The organism is Methylophilus sp. YYY-1 (assembly GCF_029132825.1).
Classification (GTDB): domain Bacteria; phylum Pseudomonadota; class Gammaproteobacteria; order Burkholderiales; family Methylophilaceae; genus Methylophilus; species Methylophilus glucosoxydans.
This window is the reverse complement of sequence record NZ_WOVG01000005.1, coordinates 1-25,279: the sequence shown is the minus strand read 5'-3', so window position 1 is coordinate 25,279 and position 25,279 is coordinate 1. Positions and strand designations below refer to the sequence as shown.

At 51.0% G+C, this 25,279-nt stretch carries 34 protein-coding genes and 4 tRNA genes; 37 read left to right on the top strand and 1 reads right to left on the bottom strand.

The genetic code is table 11. From position 1 onward, the window contains the following. The first annotated feature begins 7 nt into the window (after window positions 1-7). The 26 genes from ccsB to tatC all read left to right on the top strand — a co-directional run bounded on the left by ccsB (window position 8) and on the right by tatC (window position 18,575). Window positions 8-1,150 carry a c-type cytochrome biogenesis protein CcsB gene (gene ccsB, locus GOC95_RS13155; RefSeq protein ID WP_194748774.1) on the top strand — a complete coding sequence of 381 codons (1,143 nt, stop codon included), beginning with the start codon at window positions 8-10 and terminating at the stop codon, window positions 1,148-1,150. A 204-nt stretch (window positions 1,151-1,354) separates the two neighbouring features. Beyond that, window positions 1,355-1,993: a prepilin-type N-terminal cleavage/methylation domain-containing protein gene (locus tag GOC95_RS13150; protein WP_275357663.1), complete on the top strand. Its 639-nt coding sequence runs from the start codon at window positions 1,355-1,357 to the stop codon at window positions 1,991-1,993. A 129-nt stretch (window positions 1,994-2,122) separates the two neighbouring features. Continuing rightward, window positions 2,123-2,926, top strand: a complete 804-nt coding sequence (locus tag GOC95_RS13145; protein ID WP_194748772.1) for an ABC transporter ATP-binding protein — start codon at window positions 2,123-2,125, stop codon at window positions 2,924-2,926. Further along, a complete protein-coding gene (gene mlaE, locus GOC95_RS13140) occupies window positions 2,926-3,720 on the top strand; it encodes a lipid asymmetry maintenance ABC transporter permease subunit MlaE (protein ID WP_194748771.1) in 795 nt (264 codons plus the stop codon). Before GOC95_RS13145 ends, mlaE begins: the two co-directional genes overlap by 1 nt. Window positions 3,721-3,754: 34 nt before the next feature. Next, the gene (mlaD, locus tag GOC95_RS13135; protein ID WP_275357661.1) at window positions 3,755-4,300 is read left to right on the top strand and encodes an outer membrane lipid asymmetry maintenance protein MlaD; all 546 of its coding nucleotides are present in this window, start codon (window positions 3,755-3,757) and stop codon (window positions 4,298-4,300) included. 24 nt (window positions 4,301-4,324) lie between these two features. Then, window positions 4,325-4,927, top strand: a complete 603-nt coding sequence (locus tag GOC95_RS13130; RefSeq protein ID WP_275357659.1) for an ABC transporter substrate-binding protein — start codon at window positions 4,325-4,327, stop codon at window positions 4,925-4,927. A gap of 31 nt (window positions 4,928-4,958) precedes the next feature. Then, on the top strand, window positions 4,959-5,252 hold the full coding sequence (locus GOC95_RS13125) for an STAS domain-containing protein (RefSeq protein ID WP_275357658.1): 294 nt from the start codon (window positions 4,959-4,961) through the stop codon (window positions 5,250-5,252). 74 nt (window positions 5,253-5,326) lie between these two features. Further along, window positions 5,327-6,241: an ABC transporter ATP-binding protein gene (locus GOC95_RS13120; protein WP_275357656.1), complete on the top strand. Its 915-nt coding sequence runs from the start codon at window positions 5,327-5,329 to the stop codon at window positions 6,239-6,241. After that, the gene (locus GOC95_RS13115) at window positions 6,238-7,044 is read left to right on the top strand and encodes an ABC transporter permease (protein WP_194748767.1); all 807 of its coding nucleotides are present in this window, start codon (window positions 6,238-6,240) and stop codon (window positions 7,042-7,044) included. The genes GOC95_RS13120 and GOC95_RS13115 overlap by 4 nt, the downstream gene beginning before the upstream one ends. A gap of 54 nt (window positions 7,045-7,098) precedes the next feature. Then, window positions 7,099-7,344 (top strand): BolA family protein, encoded by a 246-nt coding sequence (locus GOC95_RS13110; protein ID WP_194748766.1) that lies wholly within the window; start codon window positions 7,099-7,101, stop codon window positions 7,342-7,344. A 29-nt stretch (window positions 7,345-7,373) separates the two neighbouring features. Further along, window positions 7,374-7,682, top strand: a complete 309-nt coding sequence (gene grxD, locus GOC95_RS13105) for a Grx4 family monothiol glutaredoxin (protein WP_194748765.1) — start codon at window positions 7,374-7,376, stop codon at window positions 7,680-7,682. 2 nt (window positions 7,683-7,684) lie between these two features. Continuing rightward, a complete protein-coding gene (gene murA / locus GOC95_RS13100; RefSeq protein WP_275357654.1) occupies window positions 7,685-8,950 on the top strand; it encodes a UDP-N-acetylglucosamine 1-carboxyvinyltransferase in 1,266 nt (421 codons plus the stop codon). Window positions 8,951-8,952: 2 nt separating this feature from the next. Continuing rightward, window positions 8,953-9,594, top strand: coding sequence for an ATP phosphoribosyltransferase (gene hisG, locus GOC95_RS13095; RefSeq protein ID WP_275357652.1), 642 nt, complete (start codon window positions 8,953-8,955; stop codon window positions 9,592-9,594). A gap of 13 nt (window positions 9,595-9,607) precedes the next feature. Next, the gene (gene hisD / locus GOC95_RS13090) at window positions 9,608-10,903 is read left to right on the top strand and encodes a histidinol dehydrogenase (protein ID WP_275357980.1); all 1,296 of its coding nucleotides are present in this window, start codon (window positions 9,608-9,610) and stop codon (window positions 10,901-10,903) included. A gap of 9 nt (window positions 10,904-10,912) precedes the next feature. Beyond that, window positions 10,913-11,977 carry a histidinol-phosphate transaminase gene (gene hisC, locus GOC95_RS13085; RefSeq protein ID WP_275357651.1) on the top strand — a complete coding sequence of 355 codons (1,065 nt, stop codon included), beginning with the start codon at window positions 10,913-10,915 and terminating at the stop codon, window positions 11,975-11,977. A gap of 216 nt (window positions 11,978-12,193) precedes the next feature. After that, on the top strand, window positions 12,194-13,078 hold the full coding sequence (hxlA, locus tag GOC95_RS13080; RefSeq protein WP_194748761.1) for a 3-hexulose-6-phosphate synthase: 885 nt from the start codon (window positions 12,194-12,196) through the stop codon (window positions 13,076-13,078). A 152-nt stretch (window positions 13,079-13,230) separates the two neighbouring features. Further along, a complete protein-coding gene (gene hisB, locus GOC95_RS13075; protein WP_194748760.1) occupies window positions 13,231-13,821 on the top strand; it encodes an imidazoleglycerol-phosphate dehydratase HisB in 591 nt (196 codons plus the stop codon). A gap of 14 nt (window positions 13,822-13,835) precedes the next feature. After that, window positions 13,836-14,480 (top strand): imidazole glycerol phosphate synthase subunit HisH, encoded by a 645-nt coding sequence (gene hisH, locus GOC95_RS13070; protein WP_275357978.1) that lies wholly within the window; start codon window positions 13,836-13,838, stop codon window positions 14,478-14,480. Between the two features lie 53 nt (window positions 14,481-14,533). Further along, a complete protein-coding gene (gene hisA / locus GOC95_RS13065; RefSeq protein ID WP_194748759.1) occupies window positions 14,534-15,277 on the top strand; it encodes a 1-(5-phosphoribosyl)-5-[(5-phosphoribosylamino)methylideneamino]imidazole-4-carboxamide isomerase in 744 nt (247 codons plus the stop codon). Window positions 15,278-15,279: 2 nt separating this feature from the next. After that, window positions 15,280-16,044 carry an imidazole glycerol phosphate synthase subunit HisF gene (hisF, locus tag GOC95_RS13060; RefSeq protein WP_275357647.1) on the top strand — a complete coding sequence of 255 codons (765 nt, stop codon included), beginning with the start codon at window positions 15,280-15,282 and terminating at the stop codon, window positions 16,042-16,044. Beyond that, window positions 16,041-16,424: a phosphoribosyl-AMP cyclohydrolase gene (gene hisI / locus GOC95_RS13055; protein ID WP_275357645.1), complete on the top strand. Its 384-nt coding sequence runs from the start codon at window positions 16,041-16,043 to the stop codon at window positions 16,422-16,424. Before hisF ends, hisI begins: the two co-directional genes overlap by 4 nt. Further along, entirely contained in the window at window positions 16,417-16,737 is a 321-nt protein-coding gene (locus tag GOC95_RS13050) for a phosphoribosyl-ATP diphosphatase (RefSeq protein ID WP_194748756.1), read from the top strand. Before hisI ends, GOC95_RS13050 begins: the two co-directional genes overlap by 8 nt. Further along, entirely contained in the window at window positions 16,734-17,063 is a 330-nt protein-coding gene (locus tag GOC95_RS13045) for a histidine triad nucleotide-binding protein (RefSeq protein ID WP_275357643.1), read from the top strand. The genes GOC95_RS13050 and GOC95_RS13045 overlap by 4 nt, the downstream gene beginning before the upstream one ends. Window positions 17,064-17,088: 25 nt before the next feature. Beyond that, window positions 17,089-17,271: a Sec-independent protein translocase subunit TatA gene (gene tatA / locus GOC95_RS13040; RefSeq protein ID WP_194748754.1), complete on the top strand. Its 183-nt coding sequence runs from the start codon at window positions 17,089-17,091 to the stop codon at window positions 17,269-17,271. A gap of 13 nt (window positions 17,272-17,284) precedes the next feature. After that, window positions 17,285-17,806 carry a Sec-independent protein translocase protein TatB gene (gene tatB / locus GOC95_RS13035; RefSeq protein WP_275357641.1) on the top strand — a complete coding sequence of 174 codons (522 nt, stop codon included), beginning with the start codon at window positions 17,285-17,287 and terminating at the stop codon, window positions 17,804-17,806. A gap of 31 nt (window positions 17,807-17,837) precedes the next feature. Then, window positions 17,838-18,575: a twin-arginine translocase subunit TatC gene (tatC, locus tag GOC95_RS13030; RefSeq protein WP_275357640.1), complete on the top strand. Its 738-nt coding sequence runs from the start codon at window positions 17,838-17,840 to the stop codon at window positions 18,573-18,575. Window positions 18,576-18,588: 13 nt separating this feature from the next. Here the strand turns inward: tatC and GOC95_RS13025 are convergent, their stop codons facing one another. After that, window positions 18,589-19,746 (bottom strand): Do family serine endopeptidase, encoded by a 1,158-nt coding sequence (locus GOC95_RS13025; protein WP_275357638.1) that lies wholly within the window; start codon window positions 19,744-19,746, stop codon window positions 18,589-18,591. Between the two features lie 67 nt (window positions 19,747-19,813). On the opposite strand from GOC95_RS13025, the gene GOC95_RS13020 reads away from it, so the two are divergent. From GOC95_RS13020 to GOC95_RS12970, 11 genes are all read left to right on the top strand, one after another. Further along, window positions 19,814-20,560 (top strand): Nif3-like dinuclear metal center hexameric protein, encoded by a 747-nt coding sequence (locus GOC95_RS13020; protein WP_275357636.1) that lies wholly within the window; start codon window positions 19,814-19,816, stop codon window positions 20,558-20,560. Window positions 20,561-20,676: 116 nt separating this feature from the next. After that, complete coding sequence (gene petA / locus GOC95_RS13015) at window positions 20,677-21,297, top strand: ubiquinol-cytochrome c reductase iron-sulfur subunit (protein WP_275357634.1); 621 nt, start codon at window positions 20,677-20,679, stop codon at window positions 21,295-21,297. A gap of 5 nt (window positions 21,298-21,302) precedes the next feature. Next, window positions 21,303-22,589 (top strand): cytochrome b N-terminal domain-containing protein, encoded by a 1,287-nt coding sequence (locus tag GOC95_RS13010; protein WP_275357632.1) that lies wholly within the window; start codon window positions 21,303-21,305, stop codon window positions 22,587-22,589. Beyond that, window positions 22,589-23,299, top strand: coding sequence for a cytochrome c1 (locus tag GOC95_RS13005; protein ID WP_194748747.1), 711 nt, complete (start codon window positions 22,589-22,591; stop codon window positions 23,297-23,299). Before GOC95_RS13010 ends, GOC95_RS13005 begins: the two co-directional genes overlap by 1 nt. A gap of 65 nt (window positions 23,300-23,364) precedes the next feature. Then, window positions 23,365-23,964 carry a glutathione S-transferase N-terminal domain-containing protein gene (locus tag GOC95_RS13000; protein ID WP_194748746.1) on the top strand — a complete coding sequence of 200 codons (600 nt, stop codon included), beginning with the start codon at window positions 23,365-23,367 and terminating at the stop codon, window positions 23,962-23,964. A gap of 61 nt (window positions 23,965-24,025) precedes the next feature. After that, window positions 24,026-24,433, top strand: coding sequence for a ClpXP protease specificity-enhancing factor (locus tag GOC95_RS12995; RefSeq protein ID WP_194748745.1), 408 nt, complete (start codon window positions 24,026-24,028; stop codon window positions 24,431-24,433). Window positions 24,434-24,561: 128 nt separating this feature from the next. Then, window positions 24,562-24,637, top strand: a tRNA-Thr gene (locus GOC95_RS12990). A 62-nt stretch (window positions 24,638-24,699) separates the two neighbouring features. Further along, window positions 24,700-24,784: transfer RNA gene (locus tag GOC95_RS12985), tRNA-Tyr, on the top strand. Between the two features lie 70 nt (window positions 24,785-24,854). After that, window positions 24,855-24,930: transfer RNA gene (locus GOC95_RS12980), tRNA-Gly, on the top strand. Between the two features lie 20 nt (window positions 24,931-24,950). After that, window positions 24,951-25,025 (top strand) — tRNA-Thr (locus GOC95_RS12975). Between the two features lie 122 nt (window positions 25,026-25,147). Then, a partial coding sequence (locus tag GOC95_RS12970; RefSeq protein ID WP_236061810.1) for a GTP-binding protein occupies window positions 25,148-25,279 on the top strand: 132 nt, incomplete at its 3' end.

Here is a 25,279-nt window from a genome sequence, read left to right as displayed (position 1 = left end):
GAATAAGATGAATACGTCAACGTTATCCAAGCCAGTATCCTTCTGGCAGTCGTTAAGCAAGTTTGATTGGGTCTATGCCATTCTATTGCTGGCGGGTGCGGTGTTTTCGTATCAGCGCTATGCAGGCTTCATGGATATTTACGAGGTCAGCTTTCTGTTTGGGGCAGTCGCGGTATTTAGTTATTTGGGCTGGCGCTGGTCAGCCATTGCCCGCCTGGTCTTGGGTGTGGCTGTGCTGAGCCTGATTGGCGTCTACGTTTATCAGGGCGACTTGAGTCAGGGTGGTCAACGCTTCTTGCTCAAGTTTCTGTTGGCCAGCCAGTCTGCCATCATGTGGATGAATGTGCTGTTTGTACTGGCCATGCTGACCTATTGGCTGGCCATGTTCCAAAAATCAGAGTTCACCGCCAAAGTGGCCTCGGCCCTGACATGGACGGCGACCTTGTTTGGGTTTGTCGGCCTGATGGTGCGCTGGTATGAGTCCTACCTGATTGCACCCGATATCGGCCATATTCCGATCAGCAATTTATATGAAGTGTTTATCCTGTTTTGCCTGATCACGGCTTTGTTGTATTTGCACTATGAGCAATTGTTTAAAACACGCCAATTGGGTGGTTTTGTGCTGGTGGTGATCAATGCGGCGGTGGGCTTTATTCTCTGGTATACCTTCGATCGTCATGCCAATGAGATTCAGCCGTTGGTGCCTGCCTTGCAAAGTTACTGGATGAAAATTCATGTGCCCGCCAATTTCATTGGCTATGGCGCCTTCTCGCTGGCGGCGATGGTTGCCGGGGCTTACCTGCTGGCAAAGCGGGGCATTCTGGCGAGTCGCTTGCCCGCGCCGCATGTGCTGGATGATTTGATGTATAAAGCGATTGCGGTCGGTTTTGCATTTTTCACGATTGCAACGATTTTAGGGGCAATGTGGGCCGCAGAGGCTTGGGGAGGCTACTGGTCATGGGACCCTAAAGAAACCTGGGCACTGATTGTCTGGTTAAATTATGCGGCCTGGCTGCATTTGCGTCTCATGAAAGGCTTGCGCGGCAGTATGTTGGCCTGGTGGGCGCTGGTCGGTTTGCTGGTGACAACGTTTGCATTTTTGGGCGTGAATATGTTTTTAAGCGGGCTGCATTCTTACGGTACGCTGTAATTTTAAGTAGCCATTTCAACGGGCAGATGTGTAAACATCTGCCCGTTTTCTTTAGTCTTTTTGCTAGATTCCTGGTGTTTTATTTGTTAAATATATTTAATTAGTGTTAAAGTAATTGCTGTGCCGGGCTATTCATGGCGTCGGTGCAGAAGCGTCTCGGGTCATGCTTTTAACAACAGGTTTAAGCTATCAGGAGGATTTAACATGAAAACACAACAAGGGTTTACTTTGATTGAATTGGCGATTGTGCTGGTGATCGCCGGGTTGCTATTGGCCGGGGTGATGCGCGGGCAAGAATTGATTGCCAACGCCAAGGTGAAAAGCCTTGCCAGTGACTTTAGAAATATCCCCACTTATTTTTATGGCTATCAAGACCGTTTTCGCGTCTTGCCCGGGGATGATCATGCGGCGGATATCCATGTCAACGGCACCAATGCGACTACGAACGGGCAAACACAAAATGGCTTGATTCAAGGTGCTTGGAATTCAAACACAGATACGGATGAATCATTTTTAATCTGGCAACACCTGCGATTGGCGGGCTTGGCTACCGGATCAACCGACCCCACCAGTACGCAATATGTGCCGCGCAATAGTGAAGGCGGGCAGTTGGGTGTCAGCAACGTGACCGCTTTAACAGCGGTCACCGCAGGCGCGTTTAGCAGTGCGCACGCCATGTGTTCCGATGCGATTTTAGGGCGTTATGCGGCGCAATTGGATACCATGCTGGATGACGGTGTGGGCAATACTGGCGCCATGCGTGTTGTCCTAAATGGCACACCTAGTGCCGGTGTTGCCGCCCCGCTACCCGGCACGGCCTACTTAGTGTGCATGAGTTTTTAGTGTAGAATACAACAGATTGCTGATACAAAAAGCCTGGTTTTTCAGGCTTTTTGTATTATGAGGTTTACATACATCTTTTCAATTTGAATCTGTTTTAGAATAAGAGCCGATTTACAACTCCCACTTCCTATGGCGAACGCAATTGTAGAAATTCAAGACCTGTCTTTCGGCTACAAAGGCCGATTGTTGCATAAAGGCATCAACATGACGTTTCCCAAAGGTAAGGTGGTTGCCATCATGGGCGGCAGTGGCAGCGGTAAAACTACCTTGTTGCGCTTGATCGGTGGGCAGTTAAAGCCGACCAAGGGGCAAGTCAAAGTGGTTGGTGAGGTCGTTCATGAGCAAGATCGTGAAGGCATTTACCGATTGCGCCGGAAAATGGGCATGTTATTTCAACATGGTGCCTTGTTCACCGATTTATCCGTGTATGAAAATGTTGCGTTTCCGATGCGTGAGCATACCAGCTTGCCCGAAAGCATGATTCGTGACCTGGTGCTGATGAAGTTGAATGCGGTTGGTTTGCGGGGTGCACATGCCCTGATGCCTACAGAGCTGTCAGGCGGTATGGCCAGACGTGTTGCACTGGCGCGCGCGATTGCCCTGGATCCCAGCATCATCATGTATGACGAGCCATTTGCCGGACTGGATCCGATTTCCATGGCCGTTATTTGCGACCTCATTCGCAGCCTGAATGACGTGCTGGGAGCAACTTCTATCATCGTCACGCATGATGTTGAAGAGACTTTCCAGTTTGCTGACTACGTCTATTTCGTCGCCGACGGCATTGTCGCTGCCGAGGGCACGCCCGATGAGCTGCGTCAGTCCGAGTTGCCGTTTATCCATCAATTTGTGCATGGTGAAAAAGACGGTCCAGTTCCTTTCCATTATGCGGCGCCTGAATATCATGCCAGTTTGTTAAGAGGGGCGCGTTAATGATTGTGCATAAAATCAAGCGGCTGCTGACCAAGCTGGGGGCGGGCTTTATCAATAAAATCTGGCGTCTGGGAGCGGGTGGTCGCCTGTTGTGGTTAACGCTGATTTCCTCCGGCGAGAGTTTTCGCCGCTTTCGGCTCACGATCCGCGAAGTTTATTTTACTGGCGTCCTCTCACTGATCATTATTCTGGTCTCCGCGTTTTTCGTCGGCATGGTGCTGGCGTTACAGGGCTATAACACGTTGCAAAAATACGGCTCGTCGGAAGCGATTGGCGTATTGGTTTCGTTGGCCCTGGTGCGCGAGTTGGGGCCGGTGGTTACGGCCTTGTTATTTGCCGGACGTGCCGGTACCGCCATTACTGCTGAAATCGGGTTGATGAAGGCGACAGAGCAGCTTTCTGCCATGGAAATGATGGCGGTCAGTCCCATCGCACGCGTCATTGCCCCGCGTTTCTGGGCGGGGGTGATTGCCATGCCAATATTGGCGGCCTTGTTCTCGATGGTGGGTATTTTGGGCGGCTATTTGGTGGCAGTGCCTTTGATTGGCGTCGACGCTGGGGCATTCTGGTCACAGATGCAAGCCAATGTGGACTGGCAGTATGACATCCTGAATGGCGTGTTGAAGAGCCTGGTGTTTGGCGTGGCTTGTACCATGATTGCCTTGTTTGAGGGCTATGATGCACCGCCGACCGCTGAGGGGGTCAGCCGGGCCACAACACGCACAGTGGTGAGTTCGTCACTGGCGGTATTGGGACTGGATTTTATATTAACCTCGTTCATGATCGCGGTTTAGCAGGACAACGTACGAGATATTTGCGGGAGCAGCAATGGAAAGAACAACAATTGATTTATGGGTAGGGATCTTTGTGGCATTAGGATTGGCCGCTTTATTGGGCTTGGCAATGAAAGTGGGCAATCTCACTACCAGTAATATTGGCCAGACCTATACCGTGACGGCGAATTTTGAAAATATCGGCGGCCTCAAACCTCGCGCCCCTGTGAAAAGCGCAGGGGTGGTGGTCGGTCGCGTCAATGATATTGTGTTTGATCCTAAAACTTATGAGGCCGTCGTGAGTCTCAACATTGATGCCCGTTATGCATTCCCCAAAGATACGTTCGCCAACATTTACACTGCAGGATTGCTGGGTGAGCAATACGTTGGGCTCGAAGCCGGTGGTGACGAAATCAACCTCAAAAATGGGGACAAGATCACACAGACCCAGGATGCGGTTGTGCTGGAAAAACTGATTAGTCAGTTTTTGTATAGCAAGGCGACAGAAAGTAACGAGAATGGAAATAAAACGGCAGCTGCATCAACCGAAAGTACAGTTGATGCGTTAGATGCCAGCCCGCTTGATAAAGTGGGCAAATAACTCAAACGATATAAAGGGATAGCGATGAAAAAGTGGTGGATGGCAGCAGCCATATGGTTGGTCAGTGGTGTAGCAATGGCAGCAATGGCACCCGATCAACTGGTGAAAAAGACCGCCGACGATGTGATTGAAGTCATCAAAAGCGATAAGGATATTCAAGCGGGCAACCAGCAAAAGATTTTCAGTCTGGCAGAAGAAAAGATATTGCCAAACTTTGATTTTGAGAAAGTGTCACGTCTGGTGTTAGGTAAAAACTGGACCAATGCGAGCCCAGATCAGAAAACAGCTTTCCAGGCTGAGTTCAAGACGCTGCTGTTACGCACTTATGCTACTGCATTGTCTAAATACAAAAATCAGGTAATTGAATACAAGCCTTTCCGCATGGAGTCCGGGGCGGATACAGCAACCGTCAAAACGGCGATACAGCAGCCTGGTGGCGATCCGATTGCCGTTGATTACACGTTGGGTAAAAAAGGCGACGACTGGAAAGTGTTTGATATCGTCATTGAAGGCGTGAGTCTGGTCACTAACTACCGTAGCCAGTTTGCACAAGAAATTCGCCAAAATGGTCTGGATAGCCTGACGAAAAAACTGGCGGATAAGAACAAGGCAGCCACAGGTAAATAACTGCGTGGTCTGAAAAAATCGGGAGAAACGGGTGGCTCAACTGACGCAACAACAAAATAGTTTGCACTTTAAAGGTGATTTGCTGATTGCCAATGTCAGCGAAACTTTAGCTGACTTGCAAAAATTGCAGCTGGCCTCGCCACTGACCCTGGATTTTTCAGGGGTGAAAGAGGTGGATACGGTGGCGATCAGTATGATTCTTGAGATACAGCGCAGACTTAATTATGACTATACGCACCCGGGTAACATGTCAGTCGTCGGGGTGCCAGACAATCTGCGAAGTTTAATGCAGCTATACGGTGTCGATGGATTCTTGTTGAATTAACCACTCACAAAATCGAACAGCCCCAGCTCAGACGAGGTGGGGTTTCGTTTTTTTGGGATAGCGAAAGGATACACGTGGCCGCTGCCATAGAAATCACAGGAATTACCAAACGGTTTGGTCAGTTTGAAGCCCTAAGGGGCGTGGATTTGCAGATTGAGCAAGGCGAGTTTTTTGCCTTACTTGGCCCTAACGGGGCAGGCAAATCCACGCTGATCAATTTGATGGCGGGGTTGTTGCAACCCACGAGCGGCAGCATCCGCATCATGGGGTACGATGTGCAGTCTGATTATCAGCGTGCGCGTCAGGCATTGGGCGTGGTGCCGCAAGAGCTGGTATTTGATCCGTTTTTCAATGTGCGTGAAATGCTGCGTTTCCAGGCTGGTTATTTCGGGCATGGCCCCGAGAATGATGTCTGGGTCGATGAGATTATCGAAGGGCTGGGGCTCACTGACAAAGCCTATACCAATATGCGAAAACTGTCGGGCGGTATGAAGCGTCGGGCCCTGATTGCGCAGGCGCTGGCGCACAAGCCACCCGTCATCGTGCTCGATGAGCCGACCGCAGGGGTGGATGTCGAATTGCGGCAAATGCTGTGGGCGTTTATTCAAAAACTGAATCAGCAAGGACATACGATTATTTTGACCACGCATTATCTCGAAGAAGCTGAGGCTTTGTGTCAGCGCGTGGCAATGATGAAGCAAGGCCGCGTTGTGGCGCTAGACAGCACGCGCGCTTTGCTCAAGAGCCATGCCGCCAAGCAGTTGTCGTTACGCTTGTCGGCGGCCTTGCCTGCCGTGTTACAGCCGCTACTCAAGCAGCAAAACGGGGAGGAGGTCGTCCTGACGATCACGGAGTTAACGCAGGTGGAAACGGTGCTGACTGCGTTGCGTCAGGCGGGCGTGCATGTGCTGGACATGCAACTGCAGGAGGCGGATCTGGAAGATGTCTTTCTTAACCTGGTGGGGAATCAGCAAGGAGTGCTGGCATGAAGTGGCTGAATCCATTTTTTTGGCTGGATGACAAAATCAGCCCGCAGCGTCGCGGCGTTTATACGCTGTTTAAAAAAGAGCTGTTGCGTTTTTGGCGCGTGGCATTTCAAACCATTGCCTCGCCCATTCTAACGGCATTGTTATACCTGCTGATTTTTTCGCATGTGCTGGAGTCCCACGTCAAAGTCTACGATCAGGTCAGTTATACAGCGTTTCTGGTGCCCGGCCTGATGATGATGTCCTTGTTGCAGAATGCCTTTGCCAATAGCTCATCGAGCCTGATCCAGTCGAAAGTGATGGGCAATATTGTCTTCCTGCTACTCACGCCGCTGACGACCATGGAGTTTTTTATCGCTTTTCTGGCGGCATCCATGATCCGTGGCTTAGTGGTCGGCTTGAGCATTTATCTGGTTGCCTTGTGTTTTGTGTCGGTACCAACGGTGCATCCCGGGTGGATTATCACGTTTGCACTTTGTGGTAGCGCATTGCTGGGCACGTTTGGTGTGATTGCCGGTATCTGGGCGGACAAGTTCGACCAGATGGCCGCTTTTCAAAACTTTGTCATCATGCCGCTGACGTTTTTATCCGGTGTTTTCTATTCGATTCACTCGCTCCCCCCTTTCTGGCAGGCGGTCTCGCAATTGAATCCATTTTTTTACATGATAGACGGTTTTCGTTATGGCTTCTTCGGGCAGGGGGACGTGTCGCCATGGCTGAGTTTGGCAGTGGTGGCTAGCTTCTTGCTCGGATTGGCGTGGCTATGCCTAAAGATGTTAAAATCCGGTTATAAATTACGCAGTTAGCTGGCCAGACCCCTGGCTAGATTCAACTGTACTTTGTAGAACAAGAGAGGTTTTGTGTTAACAGCAGCGCAATTAGAGGCTTATATCCGCAACGGGTTGGAGTGCGATTACCTGAAAGTCAATGGCGATGACGGCACGCATTTTGATGCGGTGATAGTCAGTCCAGCATTTGAAGGTAAACGCATGGTGCAGCAGCACCAGCTTGTCTATGCCGCACTGGGAGACCGGATGCGCGCTGAAATCCATGCGCTGTCTATGCAAACCTATACCCCGACGCAATGGCAGCAACTACAGGCCTGAAGCGTTCTTAACACGATGGAGTGTGAATCATGGATGTACAAGCAAAAATCAAAGAGACAGTGACTAGCAACAAGGTGGTGCTGTATATGAAAGGTAGCCCCAAGTTTCCGCAATGCGGTTTTTCAAGCGTGGCTGCGCAAATCCTCAACGCCTGTGGTGCCGAGTTTGTTGCGGTAGACGTGTTGCAAGACATGGAGGTGCGTGAAGGCATCAAACAATTTGCTAACTGGCCGACTATTCCGCAACTGTATGTAGGCGGGGAGTTTATCGGCGGTGCCGACATTATGCGCAGTATGTACCAGAGTGGTGAATTGCAAGAACTGTTGGCGAAAGCGTAATTTTGGATAAACTGATTATTGAAGGTGGCGTGCCTCTGCACGGCGAAGTCGTCGTGTCTGGCGCCAAGAATGCCGCGTTGCCAATTTTGTGCGCTGGCTTGCTGGCGGAAACGCCTTTTACGCTCACGGGGGTGCCTGAGTTACGTGACGTGGCGTCTACGCTGAAGCTGCTGGACACCATGGGCGTCAAGGTCAGCAAACAGGCGGATCAGGTCATACTGGATGCCAGCGATGTGGCCTCGTTTGAAGCCACCTATGACATGGTGAAAACCATGCGTGCATCTATCCTGGTGTTAGGACCATTGCTGGCGCGTTTTGGTACTGCCCGCGTGTCTTTGCCTGGCGGATGCGCCATTGGTTCGCGTCCGGTCGATTTGCATATCAAAGGTCTGCAAGCCATGGGTGCTGCCATGCATATCACGCACGGTTACATCCAGGCCAGCACCTTGCACTTGCCTAACCGCCGCCTGCAAGGCGCTAAGTATTATATGGATCTGGTCACTGTCACCGGCACAGAAAATCTCATGATGGCCGCTGCGCTGGCGCAGGGCACGACGGTGCTGGAAAACGCTGCCAAAGAACCTGAGGTGGTTGATCTGGCCGAGTGCCTGAATAAAATGGGTGCCAACATTAAAGGCGCTGGCACAGACACGATTACCATCGAAGGGGTGGAGCGTTTGCTTGGCGCACAGCATCATATTGTGTGTGATCGTATTGAAGCCGGCACCTATATGGTAGCCGCTGCCATGACCGGTGGTGAAGTGACCTTGAAAAACGCACGTCCTGATTTGCTCGAGGCGGTGATCGAAAAACTGCGTGAAGCCGGTGCCCAAATCAGTCATGACGCGAACAGTATTACGGTCAAAAGTGATGGCAAACTCAAAGCCGTCAATGTGCGTACGGCGCCGCATCCTGCGTTTCCTACCGATATGCAGGCGCAGTTCATGGCCATGAATACGGTGGCAGAGGGCGTATCTACGGTGATTGAAACCATTTTTGAAAACCGCTTTATGCATGTGCAAGAGTTGCAGCGCATGGGCGCCAATATTGATGTGCAGGGCAATACTGCCTTGGTGAAAGGTGTCTCCGTACTGGAAGGCGCAAATGTGATGGCCACCGATTTGCGTGCGTCTGCCGGCTTGGTTCTGGCTGGCCTGGTCGCTGAGGGGGAAACCGTGATAGATCGGATTTACCATCTGGATCGCGGCTACGAAAAACTCGAAGAAAAATTGAATCAACTGGGCGCCAAAGTGCGCAGATCGAACTAATCATGATTACTATCGCACTCAGCAAGGGGCGTATTTTTGAGGAAACCACGCCCTTGTTGGCCGCAGCAGGGATTCAGGCATTAGAAGACCCCGAGTCTTCCCGCAAGCTGATTTTGCCGACCAACCGTGAGGATGTCCGGTTGGTGATTGTCCGTGCGACCGATGTGCCTACCTATGTGCAATATGGTGCAGCAGATATTGGTATTGCCGGTAAGGATGTCCTGGATGAGCATGGTGGAGAAGGCCTGTATCAACCGCTGGACTTGAATATTGCGCGCTGCAAAATGATGGTGGCGGTGCGTGATGACTTCGATTATGAAGCCAGCATCCGTCAGGGCGCGCGCCTCAAGGTGGTGACCAAGTATGTGAAAACTGCACGCGAGCATTTTGCCGCCAAAGGCATGCATGTGGATTTGATCAAGCTCTATGGCTCGATGGAATTGGGTCCGTTGGTCGGCTTGGCGGATGCGATTGTGGATTTGGTCAGCACGGGTGGAACTTTACGCGCCAACAAGCTCAAAGCAGTAGAAGAGATTGGTGCTATCAGTTCGCGGCTGGTGGTCAATCAGGCTTCTTACAAAGTGAATCGGCCTTTGTTGCAGCCGATTATTGATAGCTTTGCGGGCGCTGTCCGCAAAGATTAATGTTTAGAAAATGATGAAGATTAAACGCTTAAATACACAGGATCAGGGCTTTGATGCCGAATTGAAGGCATTGCTGGCTTTTGAGACCGCGCAAGATGACAGCATAGACCTGGTGGTCGCCAACATTCTCAAGGATGTGAAGGCACGCGGCGATGCAGCTGTGCTTGAATATACCAACCGCTTTGATAAAACCAATGCCTCCAGTCTGGCTGCATTGGAAATTCCTCAAGCGGAACTGCAAGCGGCACTAACCAGCCTGCCGGTGGCACAGCGCGAGGCTTTGCAGGCAGCAGCTGACCGGGTGCGTAGCTATCACGAAAAGCAAGTCATGCAGTCCTGGCAATATACCGAGGCTGATGGCACCTTGCTTGGTCAACAGGTGACGGCGCTGGATCGCGTGGGTTTGTATGTGCCTGGCGGTAAGGCGGCTTATCCTTCTTCTGTGCTGATGAATGCGATCCCTGCCAAGGTGGCGGGTGTGCAAGAGTTGGTGATGGTTGTGCCTACGCCGAATGGCGAGAAAAATTCATTGGTACTGGCTGCGGCAGCGGTCTGTGGCGTGGATCGCGTGTTCTGTATTGGCGGTGCACAAGCCGTGGGGGCGCTGGCATATGGCACTGAAACCGTGCCACAGGTAGACAAGATTGTCGGGCCAGGCAATGCCTATGTGGCTGCGGCCAAGCGCCGGGTGTTCGGGGTCGTCGGTATTGATATGGTGGCAGGCCCTTCTGAGATTCTGGTCATCAGCGATGGCAAGAGCAATCCAGACTGGACAGCCATGGATCTGTTCAGTCAGGCGGAACATGACGAGTTGGCACAGGCGATATTGCTGTCGCCAAGCGCAGAATTTCTGGATCAGGTGGAGGCCAGTATTGCCCGTCAGGTGGTCGACATGCCGCGCCAGGAGATTATTCGTACCTCGCTGCAAAACCGGGGTGCACTGATACAAGTAAAGGACCTGGCTGAGGCCGCCGAGATTTGTAACTACATCGCGCCAGAACACCTGGAGTTATCCATGGATGATGCCTTGGCCTTTAGCAAGCAGATCAAGCATGCCGGGGCGATCTTCATGGGGCGTGACACCTGTGAGGCGCTGGGCGATTATTGCGCCGGCCCCAACCATGTGCTGCCGACTTCACGTACCGCCCGATTCAGTTCGCCGTTGGGGGTCTATGATTTCCAGAAGCGTTCCAGCCTGATTATGGTGTCGTCTGCGGGGGCGCAAACGCTGGGCAAGATTGCTGCGACGTTGGCGTATGGCGAAGGCCTGCAGGCGCACGCGCGTAGTGCTGAGTATCGCTTGAAATAAGAGGCAGCCATGAGTCAATATTGGAGCAAGATTGTTCATGAGTTGACCCCTTATGTGCCGGGCGAACAGCCCAAGTTGCAAAATCTGGTCAAGCTTAATACCAATGAAAACCCTTATGGTCCCAGCCCCAAGGTGATTGCTGCCTTGCAGGCAGAAGCTGCAGACAGTTTGCGCCTGTATCCCGATCCGGATTCCAGTCGCCTCAAGGCGGCGTTGGCTGAATATCATGGGCTGCAAGCCAATCAGGTGTTTGTCGGTAACGGTTCCGATGAGGTGTTGGCGCACGTGTTTCAGGCCTTGCTCAAGCACGACTTGCCTTTGTTGTTTCCTGATATTAGTTACAGTTTCTATCCGGTCTACTGCGGCTTGTACGGCATCCACTTTGAAACCGTTGCGCTCAATGCGCAGTTTGAAGTGGCGATAGACGATTATTTGCGCCCAAATGGCGGGATTATTTTCCCTAACCCCAACGCGCCAACCGGCATTCCGCTGCCATTAAGCGAAATTGAGCGCTTGCTGGCCCACAATACGCAATCTGTGGTGGTGGTCGATGAGGCCTATGTTGACTTTGGCACCGAATCCGCGGTCGCACTGATTCATCGTTACCCCAATCTGCTGGTGACGCATACCTATTCGAAATCACGTTCGTTAGCAGGCTTGCGCGTGGGCTATGCGTTGGGCAATGCCGCGTTGATTGAGGCATTAATCCGGGTCAAGGACAGCTTTAACTCATATCCGATTGATCGTTTTGCCGAGGCGGGCGCTATTGCGGCATTGCAGGATGAAGCTTACTTTCAGCAAACGCGTCAACAGGTCATCACGTCGCGTACCAACCTGGTCAGTGCGCTAGAAGCGTTGGGATTTGAAGTGTTGCCTTCCGGGGCAAACTTTATTTTTACCCGTCACCCGGCGTATGCGGGTGAGCAGTTGGCCGCAGGGCTGCGTGAACGCGCCGTGATCGTCCGCCATTTCAAAAAACCAGCCAGAATTTCTGATTTTTTACGGATTACCATCGGCAACGAGTCGCAAAATCAGGCCTTGATGCAGGCAATACGTGCGCTTGTGCAAGCCTGATGTCGTCAAAAGCGCGGGATTTGTACTAAATTACGGGCTAATCGCGGTTAATTGATTGTAATCGCACATAAAAATATCCAGCGAATATTGTCATTGTGTGGCAAATCCGGTTATGATGCACCCTATTGTACATAATGTGCAGTGACGGTTGCGTTTGCATGATTGCTGCGCATAGATTCATTGGATTGAAAATAGAGCAAACTCGGAGGAAGAAAAATGGCACAAACCCAGATGGCATTGGACTCATTGGATTTTGACGCGACGATCGCTTTAGCAGCTAAAGTGGCGCCACACGTTGATATCTTGGAAATCGGTACCCCTTGCATCAAGCACAACGGTATCGAACTGTTGAAAGCACTGCGTGCAAAATTCCCTAACAACAAAATTTTGGTTGACCTGAAAACCATGGATGCTGGCTTCTACGAAGCTGAGCCATTCTACAAAGCAGGTGCTGACATTTGTACCGTTTTGGGCACTGCTGACATCGGTACTATCAAAGGCGTGATTGATGCTGCCAACAAATATGGCAAAGAAGCGCAAATCGACCTGATCAACGTAAAAGACAAAAAAGCCCGTACGCTGGAAGTTGTTAAGTTGGGTGCACACATCATCGGCGTGCACACTGGCTTGGACCAACAAGCGGCTGGTCAAACTCCATTCGCTGACTTGGGCCTGGTGTCCGGTCTGAAAACAGGCGCTAAAGTGTCTGTGGCTGGTGGTGTAAAAGCTGCAACGACTAAACAAGTGGTTGACGCTGGTGCTGATATCGTCGTTGCTGGTGCAGCGATCTACGGTGCTGCTGATCCTGCTGCTGCTGCAACAGAAATCACCAAAATTGCACACGGTGCAGGTGCTGGTGCTGCTAAAGGTGGTAACAAGTTGCTGCCATGGATCATTGCTGCAGTTGCTGCAGTATTGGTATTCTCTTTGTTGGGTAAAAAATCTGAAGAAGCTGCGCCTGCTGCAGAAGCACCAGCTGCTGAAGAGGCTGCCCCAGCTGCTGAGGCGCCTGCTGCCGAAGCACCAGCTGCTGAAGAAGCTGCTCCAGCCGCTGAAGCACCTGCTGCAGAAGCTGCGCCAGCGACTGAAGAAGCAAAATAATCCGCTTTTATTTCTGATAAATGCACGATTCAAAAAAGCAGTCCATTGGGCTGCTTTTTTGTTTTTCACAACTGGTTTTGCCTGTCTGCCAAGACTTGCTGTAAAATGCGTGTAATACTTGCAAACTCTCAGTGATCACCTTCCTCTCTCATATGTCACGTCAAGCCGAAGTTACGCGTAATACGCTAGAAACCCAAATTACTGTGTCGATTAATCTCGATGGTACAGGGCAGTCTGAACTGGACAGTGGGCTGGGCTTTTTGGATCACATGCTGGATCAAATCGCCCGTCATGGCATGATAGACCTGAAAGTGCATGCCAAAGGCGATTTGCATATTGATGCCCACCATACGGTTGAAGATATCGGGATTACCTTGGGTCAGGCATTCAGCAAGGCGTTGGGCGACAAAAAAGGCTTGACGCGCTACGGGCATAGCTATGTCCCGCTGGATGAAGCCTTGAGCCGTGTGGCGCTGGACTTGTCCGGTCGTCCGGGCTTGGCGTTTGATTGCACCTTTACGCGTGCCATGATCGGTGAGTTTGATGTAGATCTGATTCACGAATTTTTCCAGGGCTTTGTCAATCATGCACTGGTCACGCTGCACATTGATAATCTCAAAGGCCAAAACGCTCATCACCAGGCGGAAACGATTTTTAAAGCGTTTGGCCGTGCCTTGCGTATGGCGGCCACCCAGGATCCTCGCATGGCCGGCTTGATGCCATCAACCAAAGGTGCGTTATAGCCCGATTGTTTATGATGAATCGTTTGCAAGTCGCCATTGTTGATTATGGCATGGGAAACCTCCGTTCAGTTGCCAATGCTTTCAAAGCGGTAGCGCCTGATACCACGGTTGCAGTCACCAGTGATCCTGCGCAAATTGCCCAGGCGGAGCGGGTAGTGTTTCCGGGGCAGGGCGCCATGCCGGATTGCATTCGTGAATTGGATGCGCGGAGTTTGCGCCAGGCAGTGCTTGATGCAACACAGCAAAAGCCTTTCCTCGGCATTTGTATTGGTTTGCAAATGTTGTTTGAGCATTCTGAAGAAGGCAATGTGCCTGGGCTAGGTGTGTATGCCGGCGAGGTCAAGCGCTTTCCTCAGGCAAAAATGGTGGATGTGCATGGTGAAAAGCTCAAGGTCCCGCACATGGGCTGGAGCCAGGTGCATCAGACTCAGCCGCATGCCTTGTGGCAGGAGATTCCTGACCAGGCCCGTTTTTACTACGTGCATAGCTACTATGTGGTCCCGGATGAGACGGCATTGACCGCTGCGACCACCGCCTATCCATTTGATTTTACCGGTGCGATTGCACGTGACAATGTATTTGCCGTCCAGTTTCACCCGGAAAAGAGCGCCAGTGCAGGCTTGCAACTTTTACGTAATTTTGTAAACTGGAAGCCCTAAGGCGGGCTACAGTCGTTTTAGTCACTACTCGTTATTTATCTACTGAAAACAACATGTTAATCATTCCAGCAATTGATTTAAAAGATGGCCACTGCGTGCGTTTGAAGCAGGGACTGATGGAAGAGTCCACCGTATTTTCCGAAGATCCTGCAGCGATGGCCAGACATTGGGCAGATAAAGGCGGTAAGCGTTTACACCTGGTGGACTTGAATGGGGCCTTTGCGGGCAAGCCTGTCAATGAAGGTGCGATCAAGTCTATTGTGGCTGCAATAGGTGGGGATATCCCTATTCAATTGGGCGGTGGCATCCGTGATCTGGATACGATAGAGCGCTATCTGGATGATGGTATCAGCTATGTCATTATTGGCACCGCCGCTGTGAAGAATCCGGGCTTTCTGCATGAGGCCTGCTATGCTTTCCCAGGCCAGATCATGGTGGGCCTGGATGCCAAAGACGGCAAAGTAGCCGTGGATGGCTGGTCCAAGTTGACGGGGCATGATGTGATTGACCTGGCGAAGAAATTTGAAGATTACGGTGTGGAAAGTATTGTTTACACGGATATCGGCCGGGATGGCATGTTGACCGGCGTGAATATTGAAGCGACTGTGGCATTGGCACAGGCGTTAACGATTCCGGTGATCGCCAGTGGCGGGGTGACCAATCTGGATGATGTGCGCAACTTGTGTGCCGTGCAGGATGAAGGCATCATGGGTGCCATTACCGGTCGCGCCATTTATGAAGGGACACTGGACTTTTCTGCTGCACAAGCATTAGCTGACCAGCTGAGTGGTCAATAAAAATGGGCTGCGCCAAACGCATTATTCCTTGCCTGGATGTGACTGATGGTCGTGTCGTCAAAGGCGTGAATTTTCTGGAATTGCGCGATGCAGGCGATCCGGTGGAAATCGCACAGCGCTACAACGACCAGGGCGCGGACGAGCTGACGTTTCTGGATATTACCGCCAGCTCAGACAATCGTGACTTGATTCTGCACATTATTGAGCGTGTGGCCGAGCAGATTTTTATCCCGTTAACCGTCGGTGGCGGCGTGCGCAAGATTGAAGATGTGCGTCGGCTGCTGAATGCGGGGGCCGATAAAGTAAGCATCAACACCACTGCCGTGGTCAATCCGCAAGTGGTTGAGGATGCCGCTGGACGTTTTGGTTCGCAGTGTATAGTGGTCGCGATTGATGCAAAAAAAGTAGACAACCAGCCGTTTGAGTGGGAAGTGTTCACCCATGGCGGGCGTAATCCGACTGGTCTCGATGCCGTCAAATGGGCGCAAAAGATGGTGAGTCTGGGGGCCGGTGAGTTGCTGGTCACCAGCATGGACCGCGATGGAACCAAAATCGGATTTAATAACCCGCTCAACAAAGCGATCAGCGAAGCAGTGGATGTGCCATTGATTGCTTCCGGCGGCGTGGGGAATCTGCAACATCTGGTGGAGGGTGTCACCGTTGGTGGCGCCGACGCTGTTCTGGCTGCCAGTATTTTTCACTATGGCGAATTCACTGTACAGCAAGCGAAAGACTATATGCGTGAACATGGGATAGAAGTGCGATGAACTGGCTGGAGCAAGTGGGCTGGACGGCAGAAGGCTTGGTGCCGGTCATCGCCCAGGAAAAAGACACCGGTAAAATTCTCATGTTTGCCTGGATGAACCGCGAAGCCTTGCAGTTGACTAGGGACTCTGGTCATGCGGTTTACTATTCACGCTCGCGCAACAAGCTGTGGCATAAAGGTGAAGAGTCTGGGCACACGCAAATCGTGCACGACATTCGTCTCGATTGCGATAATGATGTCGTGCTGATCACGGTCGAACAATTGGGTGGCATCGCCTGTCACACAGGTAGGCATAACTGTTTCTTTCAGCAATTACAGGGCGATACCTGGGTGACTGTAGAGCCTGTGCTCAAAGATCCGAAAGCGATTTACCATGAGTGATGACGTATTAAGCCGCTTGTCTGAGTTGCTGGAAGCGCGTAAAAGTGCCGATCCGGCCAGCTCCTATGTCGCCAAACTCTATGCCAAAGGCATGGACAGCATCCTCAAAAAAGTGGGTGAAGAAGCGACGGAAACAGTGATTGCGGCCAAAGGCGGCAACAAGGAAGAGCTGATTTATGAAACCGCCGATTTATGGTTTCATACCCTGGTGATGTTAAGTCATGCCGGCTTGCAGGCGCAGGATGTGCTCAATGAGCTTGCGCGGCGTGAAGGGCTGTCTGGCATCGTTGAGAAAGCGAGCAGGAAAGAATGAGTGCAGACTGCATTTTTTGTAAAATTGTTGCTGGCACTATTCCGGCGAAATTGCTGTATGAAGATGACGAGGTCATCGCATTTCATGATATTCGCCCACTGGCGCGGGTACACTTTCTGATTGTCCCCAAAGCACATATTGAAACGCTTAAAGAATGTACTGCTGAGCATCAGGCGCTCCTTGGCAAAATGATGTTGCTGGGTGCCAAGCTGGCTGCTGAGCAAGGGTTGGTTGGCTATAAAACAGTGATGAATGTCGGGCATGAGGGTGGCCAGGAAGTGTTCCATATCCATCTGCATGTCTTTGGTGGCGGGCCTGCCGCTTAAAAGTTGACGCGTTAAGGAGATTGCAATGGGTTCATTCAGTTTATGGCATTGGTTGATCGTGTTACTGATCGTGGTGCTGGTGTTTGGTACCAAAAAGCTGCGTAATATTGGCGGTGATGTAGGTGGCGCGGTCAATGAGTTTAAAAAAGCAATGAATGACGGCAAAGAAGGCTCTAAGCCTGATGAGATTTCTGACAAAAGTAAGTAAGTACTGACCGATTGTGTTTGATATTTCGTTTTCAGAATTACTGGTGATTGCGCTGGTTGCCTTGGTGGTGATCGGGCCGGAAAAACTGCCTAAAGTCGCCCGCACTGCGGGCGCTTTTTTTGGCCGCATGCAACGCTTTGTCAGCCAGGTAAAAGACGAGGTCAATCGTGAAGCCAGATTTGCCGACTTGCAACAACTGCAAGACGAAGTAAAGTCGGGCTTGCAGTCTGTATATGACGATGCGGCACAGCATATTTTGCCTGAGAATTCGATCGCCGAAACCAGTGTCCAGCCAGAGAAGGTTGTTGAGCCGGTTAAACCGCCACGCAAACCACGTCAACGCAAGTCAACACCGGTGAACGATGAACAGTCTGCTGAAGCAGCAGTGCCTAGCGCATTGGTGGTTTCTGAACCTGCGCCAGCGCCACAAGCCGAGTTATTTGCAGAAGCCCCTGCGGCAAAACCGAGACAGCGCCGCGCACGGCAGGCAGCGAAGGCGGCAAACGATACGCCACCGAATGAACCCATCCTCTAAGCGTTTGTAGTTTGATCGCGCTTTATAAATTATGACGCCTACTGAAAGTTTTATTTCCCACCTGATTGAGCTGCGTAACCGTTTATTGCGTGCGGTTGCGGGCTGGCTGGTCATTTTTGTGGCTTTATTTCCGTTTGCTGACCGCATTTATCATTTGCTGGCGGCACCCTTGCTGGCAAAGTTGCCGCAAGGGGCGCAAATGATAGCGACAGCAGTCACAACGCCCTTCTTTGTGCCGATGAAAGTGACCATGATGGCAGCCTTTTTGATCGCGTTGCCATGGATGATTTATCAGTGCTGGGCATTTATCGCACCGGGGTTATACGCACATGAAAAACGATTGATTCGGCCCCTGCTTGCGGCGGCCATCGGGTTATTCTTTATGGGCATGGCCTTTGCCTATTTTGCCGTGTTCCCGGTTGTGTTTGGCTTTCTGGTGGGTAGCGCCCCGGCGGGTGTCGCGGTGATGACAGATATTGCTGAGTATCTCGACTTTGTCATCGGCATGTTTCTGGCGTTTGGCTTTGCGTTTGAAGTGCCCATCGCCGTGATATTGTTATCATTGATGGGGTGGGTGACTTTGGCGCAACTCAAGGAGGCGCGCTCTTATGTAATCGTAGGCGCTTTTGTGTTGGGCGCCATTTTTACGCCCCCTGACATTGTCTCACAATGCATGCTGGCCATCCCGTTGTGGTTGCTCTATGAGCTGGGCCTGCTGGTGGTGCGCTGGTTGCCGCAATCGCCAGCGGACAATGCTACGCCGACTTAATTCCACTTTCTAGTTATTGCGGTACTTTGCTTGGTAGTGGGCGCTTACCTACGATCAGGCTGATCTCCATTTTCTTGCCTGCGCGCAAGATCGCCAATGTTGCCTTGTCACGTGGCTTGAGCATGGCGATTATATTTAGCATTGCCTGGCTGTCAGATACAGGTTTGTTGTCGATGGCAATCAGGATGTCGCCAGGACGCAAGCCGGCGCGATCAGCCGGACTATCTAACAACACACCAGCAATCAAGGAGCCGTTGACGTTCTTGAGGTTAAAGGATTCCGCCAGTTCTGGCGTAATGTCTTGCGCTTCTATGCCTATCCAGCCACGCGTCACCGACCCATTAAAGGTAATTTGTTCCATGACCTGTTTGGCGATGCTGACCGGAATAGCAAAGCCTATCCCCATGCTGCCGCCATTGCGGGAATAAATGGCACTATTGATGCCGATCAGGTTGCCGTTGACGTCGATGAGCGCGCCACCGGAGTTGCCAGGGTTAATGGAGGCATCGGTTTGAATAAAGTTCTCAAATGTATTGATGCCCAGATGGTTGCGCCCAAGCGCGCTAATAATGCCTTGGGTCACGGTTTGTCCAACGCCAAACGGATTGCCAATTGCCAGGACGACATCCCCTACCTTCATCTGGTCACTATTGCTGAATGTGATGGCAGGGAGTTGTTTGCGGTCTATTTTGAGCACGGCCAGGTCGGTCTCGGGATCGGTACCGACCACTGTGGCTGAGGACTTGCTGCCATCGCTGAGCGCAACTTCAATTTGATCGGCCGAGCTGATCACATGGTTATTGGTCAGGATCAGGCCATCGGCACTGACAATCACGCCGCTACCGAGGCTGTTTTCAGGTTGCTCATCCTCTTCTTCTATTTCATCACCGAAAAAATGACGAAACAATGGGTCATTCTTCAATGCGCGGTGTGGATCCTGGCTCATGCGGGCAGTGGTGAAAATATTCACCACTGAGGGCATGGCCTTGCTCACGGCATTGCGGTAGCCGGACTTCGCGACCATGGCCTGGCTAGTCGCGGCCGTTTCCTTGATCACCAGGGTTTTGTTCACGGGTTGCGTGAGCAGGGTGGGATAAAAAAGTTTTAAGACAAACAAAATGCCCAGACAAACGGTGACTGCTTGTGAGAAGATAGACCAGAGATGTCGCATAGATGCCAAAAGAGAAATGTGCAATAAGTGAATGTCTTTAACAACGACTAGTATATGAGACTCAGAGATGGAATTGAATCTTCTTGTTAGTGAATTGGCCAATTTTTTGCAAGTAAGCAAATTCCAGGACTATTGCCCCAACGGTTTGCAGGTGGAGGGGCGGCCGCAAGTGCGGCGCATTATCAGTGGCGTGACTGCCAGTCATGCGCTGATTGAGGCGGCCATCGCCGCCAATGCGGATGCGATTCTAGTGCATCATGGCTATTTCTGGCGTGGCGAGCCAGCAGAGGTGACTGGGCTCAAGCGTCAGCGCCTCAAGCGCTTGCTCACACATGATATCAGCCTGCTGGCGTATCACCTGCCGCTGGATGCACATCCGCAGGTGGGAAACAATGTGCAACTGGGACAGGTGTTCGGCTGGCCGGTGACACGCTATCTCGATGATAAGAATATGCTGCCTGTGACCACCTTGCCGCAACCGATGTCGCTGGCGCAGGTGGCAGAGCATGTTGCCCAACGATTGGGGCGGCAGCCACAAGTGCTTGGGGCCCCTGATAAGTTAGTGCACACTGTCTCCTGGTGTACTGGCGCTGCCCAATCTTATATTCAACAGGCGGTCACTGCTGGCGTGGACCTGTTTATCAGTGGTGAAGTCTCCGAGCAAACCTGGCATACCGTCTGCGAATCAGGCACGGCTTACCTCAGTGCCGGGCATCATGCCACTGAGCGTTATGGCGTCCAGGCGCTTGGGCAGTGGCTTGCACAAACGCATGGCTTGGAGCATGTTTATGTTGAGTTGGGTAACCCTTTTTAATTGATTAATATCAATGACTTATTGAAATAAATTTGGCTTGTTTCTGCGAAAAATGTATAATCGCGACTCAAGTTTTATACTCACTGTTACCTCAAAAGGGTAGATTAAGGAAGCCAATGTCAGAAAACAAAATTGACAACAACTGTTTGTCGTTTTGCCAGCCATCTGAGGTGGATTTGCAAAAACGCGATTTTTTGGTGAAAGCGACTGCCGCCACCGGGGCTGTTGGGGTTGCTGCAGTAGCGGTGCCGTTTGTTGGTAGCATGCTGCCAAGTGAACGTGCCAAAGCGGCGGGCGCACCTGTCGAGGTGGATATCAGCAAGTTGAAGCCGGGCGAGAAAATGACGGCTGAATGGCGTGGTCAACCGGTGTGGATCGTGCGTCGTACGCCAGAAATGCTGGATAAGTTGGTCAAGCATGATGACCAGTTGTCGGATCCGAATCTGGAGGTGCCGCAACAGCCTGAGTATTGTAAAAACAAGGATCGTTCTATCAAGCCAGAGTTCGGGGTCATGTTGGGGACCTGCACGCATCTGGGTTGTTCACCAAACGACAACTTTGCAATGACAGCAGACTGGGATGGTGGTTTTGTTTGTCCTTGCCACGGCTCTAAATTTGACTTGGCTGGCCGTGTGTTCAAAGGCTCTCCGGCACCAAAAAATCTGCTGGTACCGCCGCATCAATATCTGACTGACACGACCTTGCTGATTGGCGAAGACAAAAAGGCGGAGGCTTAACTATCATGGCAACGACTAAAAAAACAACTGCCACTGGTTTATTGGGCTGGTTTGATGCCAGATTCCCGCTGACCAGTACCATCAAGGGACACCTTACCGAGTATTACGCACCGAAAAATTTCAACTTCTGGTATTTCTTCGGGTCATTGGCTTTGTTGGTGCTGGTGCTGCAAATTGTCACCGGTATTTTTCTGACCATGAACTACAAGCCAGATGCCGAGTTGGCCTTTGCTTCGGTGGAATACATCATGCGGGACGTATTTGGCGGCAACATCATCCGTTACATGCACTCGACCGGCGCCTCCATGTTCTTTGTGGTGGTCTATTTGCATATGTTCCGTGGTCTGATTTACGGATCTTATCGCACGCCGCGTGAGTTGATCTGGTTGTTTGGTGTGGGCATTTTCCTGGTGCTGATGGGCGAAGCGTTCTTTGGCTACCTGCTGCCATGGGGGCAAATGTCTTACTGGGGTGCGCAGGTGATTGTGAACCTGTTCTCAACTGTGCCGTTTATTGGTCCTGACTTGTCAGAATGGTTGCGTGGTGACTATCTGGTTTCCGATGCTACCCTGAACCGTTTCTTTGCTTTCCACGTGATCGCCTTACCGCTGGTGCTGCTGGGGTTGGTTGCTGTGCATATCGTGGCCTTGCATGAAGTGGGCTCTAACAACCCTGATGGCGTTGAAATCAAGGCCTATAAAGACAAGGCAACCGGTATTCCATTGGATGGCATTCCATTTCACCCTTACTACTCTGTGAAAGATCTGGTGGGTGTAGTTGTCTTCCTGATGGTGTTCTTTGCGATTGTGTTCTTTATGCCTGAAATGGGTGGTTACTTCCTCGAAGCGAATAACTTTATTCCGGCAGATCCTTTGAAAACACCGCCGCATATTGCGCCAGTCTGGTATTTCACGCCTTACTACTCCATTTTGCGTGCAGTGCCGCCTATCGGTATCTCGCAATTCCCTGGTGTGGTAGCCATGGGCTTGTCAGTCGTGGCTTTTGCGTTCTTGCCGTGGTTGGACAAGAGTCCGGTGAAGTCTATTCGTTACCGTGGCAAGTTGTACAAACGCTGGTTGGCCGCTTTTGTGATCAGCTTCGTGATCCTGGGTTATCTGGGAACCGTGCCAGGTGATGTCTGGGGTCAATTTGGACCATGGATGGGTCGTGCAGACCGTGCGACTGTGTTGGCTCGTATTTGTTCAGTGGTGTACTTTGCATTCTTTGTCTTGATGCCTTGGTATACCAAAAAAGATCAAACCAAGCCTGTGCCAGAAAGGGTGACATACTAATGATGAAAAAATTGTTTTTGCAGGCCTTTGCAGGTCTGGCCCTCTTGGCGTCAGTGATGGCGTTTGCAAATGAGGTGCATATTGATGTCAAGGCGCCAATCAAGATGACGGATAAAGCGTCATTGCAGCGTGGTGCCAAGATCTTTGTAAATTATTGCCTGAATTGCCACAGCGCCAACTACATGCGTTACAACCGCTTGCAGGACATTGGCCTGACCGACAAAGAGATTAAAGACAATCTGTTGTTTGCCGGTGAGAAGGTGGGCGAAACCATGCGCATTAGCATGAACCCTAAAGATGCAAAAAAATGGTTTGGTGCTGCACCGCCTGATTTGAGCGTTGAAGTGCGTGCGCGTGGTGCGGATTGGGTGTATGCCTATCTGCGCAGCTTCTACAAGGATGAGTCACGTCCCACTGGCTGGAATAACCTGGTGTTTGACAAGGTGGCCATGCCGCACGTGTTATATGAGTTGCAAGGCGTGCAAGTACTCGATCACGAAACACACACCCTTAAACTGGACAAAGCCGGTAAGCTCAATCCGCAAGAGTATGACCAGTTTGTCGGTGATCTGACTAACTTCCTCGCATTTATGGCAGAGCCAGCCAAACAATCCCGTTTGTGGATTGGGGTGGCAGTGTTGCTGTTCCTGTCAGGATTGTTCTTCTTGGTGAAAAAAATCAAAGCCGAATACTGGAAAGATATTCGCTAATTGCCAACCAAGTCTGACACCAAGGCGTGAGGCCTTGGTGTCTTTTTTTATAGGGAAAATAAATTATGATGAGATTGTATTCGGGTACCGTTGATCCTTACAGTCACCGTTGCCGTATCGTGCTGTTCGAGAAGGGCATGGACTTTGAAGTCATTGATGTGGACTTGACCAATAAAACTGAAGATCTGGCCATTTTGAATCCGTATGGTGAAGTGCCGGTGTTGGTCGAGCGTGACCTGGTCTTGTCAGAAGCCAATATCATCAATGAGTATATCGATGAGCGTTTTCCGCATCCCCAACTCATGCCCGCTGACCCGGTCATGCGCGCACGTGCAAGACTGTTCTTGTATAACTTTGAAAAAGACTTGTTCAGTCATATCAAGGATGTTGAATCTGATAATCAGGAAACCGCGGATCGTGCACGCAAGGTCATTCGCGATAACCTGACGCAGTTGGTGCCGATTTTTGGCAAGCAAAACTACCTGATGGGCGACGAGTACTCCATGCTGGATGTGGCGATCACGCCATTGTTATGGCGGTTAGGGCATTATGGCATTGAGTTGCCAAACCAGGCTTCGCCATTGCTCAAGTATGCCGAGCGTTTGTTCTCGCGCCCAATGTATGCAGAGGCTATGACACCCTCTGAAAAGGCGATGCGTAAATAACATCAGTCATGCATAAACAGCGCGAATCCATATTCGCGCTGTTTTTTTAAGGAAGTCCAACATGAGTACATTGATTCCGACCACGGCTTATTTGATTCGCGCCATACATGAATGGTGTCTGGATAATAATCTGACGCCGCATTTGCTGGTCAAAGTGGATGCGCAGACGCGTGTACCGATGGCTTATGTCAAAAATGGCGAGATTGTGCTAAATGTGAACTACACCGCTGTCAAAGATTTGCATATTGATAATGATGCGGTTGTGTTCTCTGCGCGCTTTAATGGCGTTGCGCAACATATTTATGTCCCGATCAACCGGATCGGAGGCGTATTTGCCAGGGAGAATGGGCAAGGTATGTTTTTTGAAGTTGTGGATGGCGTGCCGCCAGCGCCTGAAAAAATGGTGTCCCCGGTAGCGTCTGCGGTGGATGCGCAAGCGAAAAAGTCACACCTTAAAGTAGTGAAGTAAGGTTGCTGTGCTCGGTGTTTAGCCGATGCTTCATTTTGGATGCAATTTTTTCAACAAAAAATAAAAAAATTCATAAAAGCACTAGATCACATCCCAAAAAAAGTGATATAGTTGCGCCTTCCTGAAATGCCGGGTTAGCTCAGTTGGTAGAGCAGCGCACTTGTAATGCGAAGGTCATCAGTTCGATTCCGATACCCGGCACCAAATTTATGTCAGTTGACATTGACGTTGATGACATAAACCGCGATAATCGCGGTCGATTTTTTGGAGGGGTGGCCGAGTGGTTAAAGGCGACGGACTGTAAATCCGTTCTCTCTGAGTACGCTGGTTCGAATCCAGCCCCCTCCACCAAAAAATGATTGCCTGTAGGTGTTGCTGTAAAGCGGGTTGGTGAGAGCCTTCCTTGGGTGTTCTGCATAGTGCGGGTGTAGCTCAGTTGGTAGAGCACTTGCCTTCCAAGCAAGATGTCGCGAGTTCGAACCTCGTCGCCCGCTCCAACAATAACAAAAGGCAAAACGCCCATGTGGCTCAGTGGTAGAGCACTCCCTTGGTAAGGGAGAGGTCGCGGGTCCGATTCCCGCCATGGGCACCAGATGCGCTCTGTAGTGATATGGGGCTTGGTAAGTAGTCGCGCAAGGGTGCTGTCATCCGCGTCGCATAATTTGTGAAAACAATATTATTGGCTTTATTTAGTACTAATAAAGGAAAAACATCATGGCAAAAGGCAAATTTGAACGTACCAAGCCACACGTGAACGTTGGTACGATTGGTCACGTTGACCACGGTAAGACAACATTGACAGCGGCGATCACCACAGTGTTGACCAAGAAATTTGGTGGCGAAGCA

What these genes read in the sequence shown, in the direction of transcription:
- GOC95_RS13005 (WP_194748747.1), top strand. Translation starts at nt 22,589, where the DNA reads ATGATGAAAAAATTGTTTTTGCAGGCCTTTGCAGGTCTGGCCCTCTTG.
- GOC95_RS13145 (WP_194748772.1), top strand. Translation starts at nt 2,123, where the DNA reads ATGGCGAACGCAATTGTAGAAATTCAAGACCTGTCTTTCGGCTACAAA.
- GOC95_RS13115 (WP_194748767.1), top strand. Translation starts at nt 6,238, where the DNA reads ATGAAGTGGCTGAATCCATTTTTTTGGCTGGATGACAAAATCAGCCCG.
- ccsB (WP_194748774.1), top strand. Translation starts at nt 8, where the DNA reads ATGAATACGTCAACGTTATCCAAGCCAGTATCCTTCTGGCAGTCGTTA.
- hisF (WP_275357647.1), top strand. Translation starts at nt 15,280, where the DNA reads ATGGGCTGCGCCAAACGCATTATTCCTTGCCTGGATGTGACTGATGGT.
- grxD (WP_194748765.1), top strand. Translation starts at nt 7,374, where the DNA reads ATGGATGTACAAGCAAAAATCAAAGAGACAGTGACTAGCAACAAGGTG.
- petA (WP_275357634.1), top strand. Translation starts at nt 20,677, where the DNA reads ATGTCAGAAAACAAAATTGACAACAACTGTTTGTCGTTTTGCCAGCCA.
- GOC95_RS13150 (WP_275357663.1), top strand. Translation starts at nt 1,355, where the DNA reads ATGAAAACACAACAAGGGTTTACTTTGATTGAATTGGCGATTGTGCTG.
- GOC95_RS13130 (WP_275357659.1), top strand. Translation starts at nt 4,325, where the DNA reads ATGAAAAAGTGGTGGATGGCAGCAGCCATATGGTTGGTCAGTGGTGTA.
- hisA (WP_194748759.1), top strand. Translation starts at nt 14,534, where the DNA reads ATGTTAATCATTCCAGCAATTGATTTAAAAGATGGCCACTGCGTGCGT.
- GOC95_RS13020 (WP_275357636.1), top strand. Translation starts at nt 19,814, where the DNA reads ATGGAATTGAATCTTCTTGTTAGTGAATTGGCCAATTTTTTGCAAGTA.
- GOC95_RS13010 (WP_275357632.1), top strand. Translation starts at nt 21,303, where the DNA reads ATGGCAACGACTAAAAAAACAACTGCCACTGGTTTATTGGGCTGGTTT.
- hisC (WP_275357651.1), top strand. Translation starts at nt 10,913, where the DNA reads ATGAGTCAATATTGGAGCAAGATTGTTCATGAGTTGACCCCTTATGTG.
- hisD (WP_275357980.1), top strand. Translation starts at nt 9,608, where the DNA reads ATGAAGATTAAACGCTTAAATACACAGGATCAGGGCTTTGATGCCGAA.
- GOC95_RS13050 (WP_194748756.1), top strand. Translation starts at nt 16,417, where the DNA reads ATGAGTGATGACGTATTAAGCCGCTTGTCTGAGTTGCTGGAAGCGCGT.
- tatA (WP_194748754.1), top strand. Translation starts at nt 17,089, where the DNA reads ATGGGTTCATTCAGTTTATGGCATTGGTTGATCGTGTTACTGATCGTG.
- GOC95_RS12995 (WP_194748745.1), top strand. Translation starts at nt 24,026, where the DNA reads ATGAGTACATTGATTCCGACCACGGCTTATTTGATTCGCGCCATACAT.
- mlaE (WP_194748771.1), top strand. Translation starts at nt 2,926, where the DNA reads ATGATTGTGCATAAAATCAAGCGGCTGCTGACCAAGCTGGGGGCGGGC.
- GOC95_RS13045 (WP_275357643.1), top strand. Translation starts at nt 16,734, where the DNA reads ATGAGTGCAGACTGCATTTTTTGTAAAATTGTTGCTGGCACTATTCCG.
- hisB (WP_194748760.1), top strand. Translation starts at nt 13,231, where the DNA reads ATGTCACGTCAAGCCGAAGTTACGCGTAATACGCTAGAAACCCAAATT.
- GOC95_RS13000 (WP_194748746.1), top strand. Translation starts at nt 23,365, where the DNA reads ATGATGAGATTGTATTCGGGTACCGTTGATCCTTACAGTCACCGTTGC.
- hisG (WP_275357652.1), top strand. Translation starts at nt 8,953, where the DNA reads ATGATTACTATCGCACTCAGCAAGGGGCGTATTTTTGAGGAAACCACG.
- mlaD (WP_275357661.1), top strand. Translation starts at nt 3,755, where the DNA reads ATGGAAAGAACAACAATTGATTTATGGGTAGGGATCTTTGTGGCATTA.
- hisH (WP_275357978.1), top strand. Translation starts at nt 13,836, where the DNA reads ATGAATCGTTTGCAAGTCGCCATTGTTGATTATGGCATGGGAAACCTC.
- tatC (WP_275357640.1), top strand. Translation starts at nt 17,838, where the DNA reads ATGACGCCTACTGAAAGTTTTATTTCCCACCTGATTGAGCTGCGTAAC.
- GOC95_RS13025 (WP_275357638.1), bottom strand. Translation starts at nt 19,746, where the DNA reads ATGCGACATCTCTGGTCTATCTTCTCACAAGCAGTCACCGTTTGTCTG.
- hxlA (WP_194748761.1), top strand. Translation starts at nt 12,194, where the DNA reads ATGGCACAAACCCAGATGGCATTGGACTCATTGGATTTTGACGCGACG.
- hisI (WP_275357645.1), top strand. Translation starts at nt 16,041, where the DNA reads ATGAACTGGCTGGAGCAAGTGGGCTGGACGGCAGAAGGCTTGGTGCCG.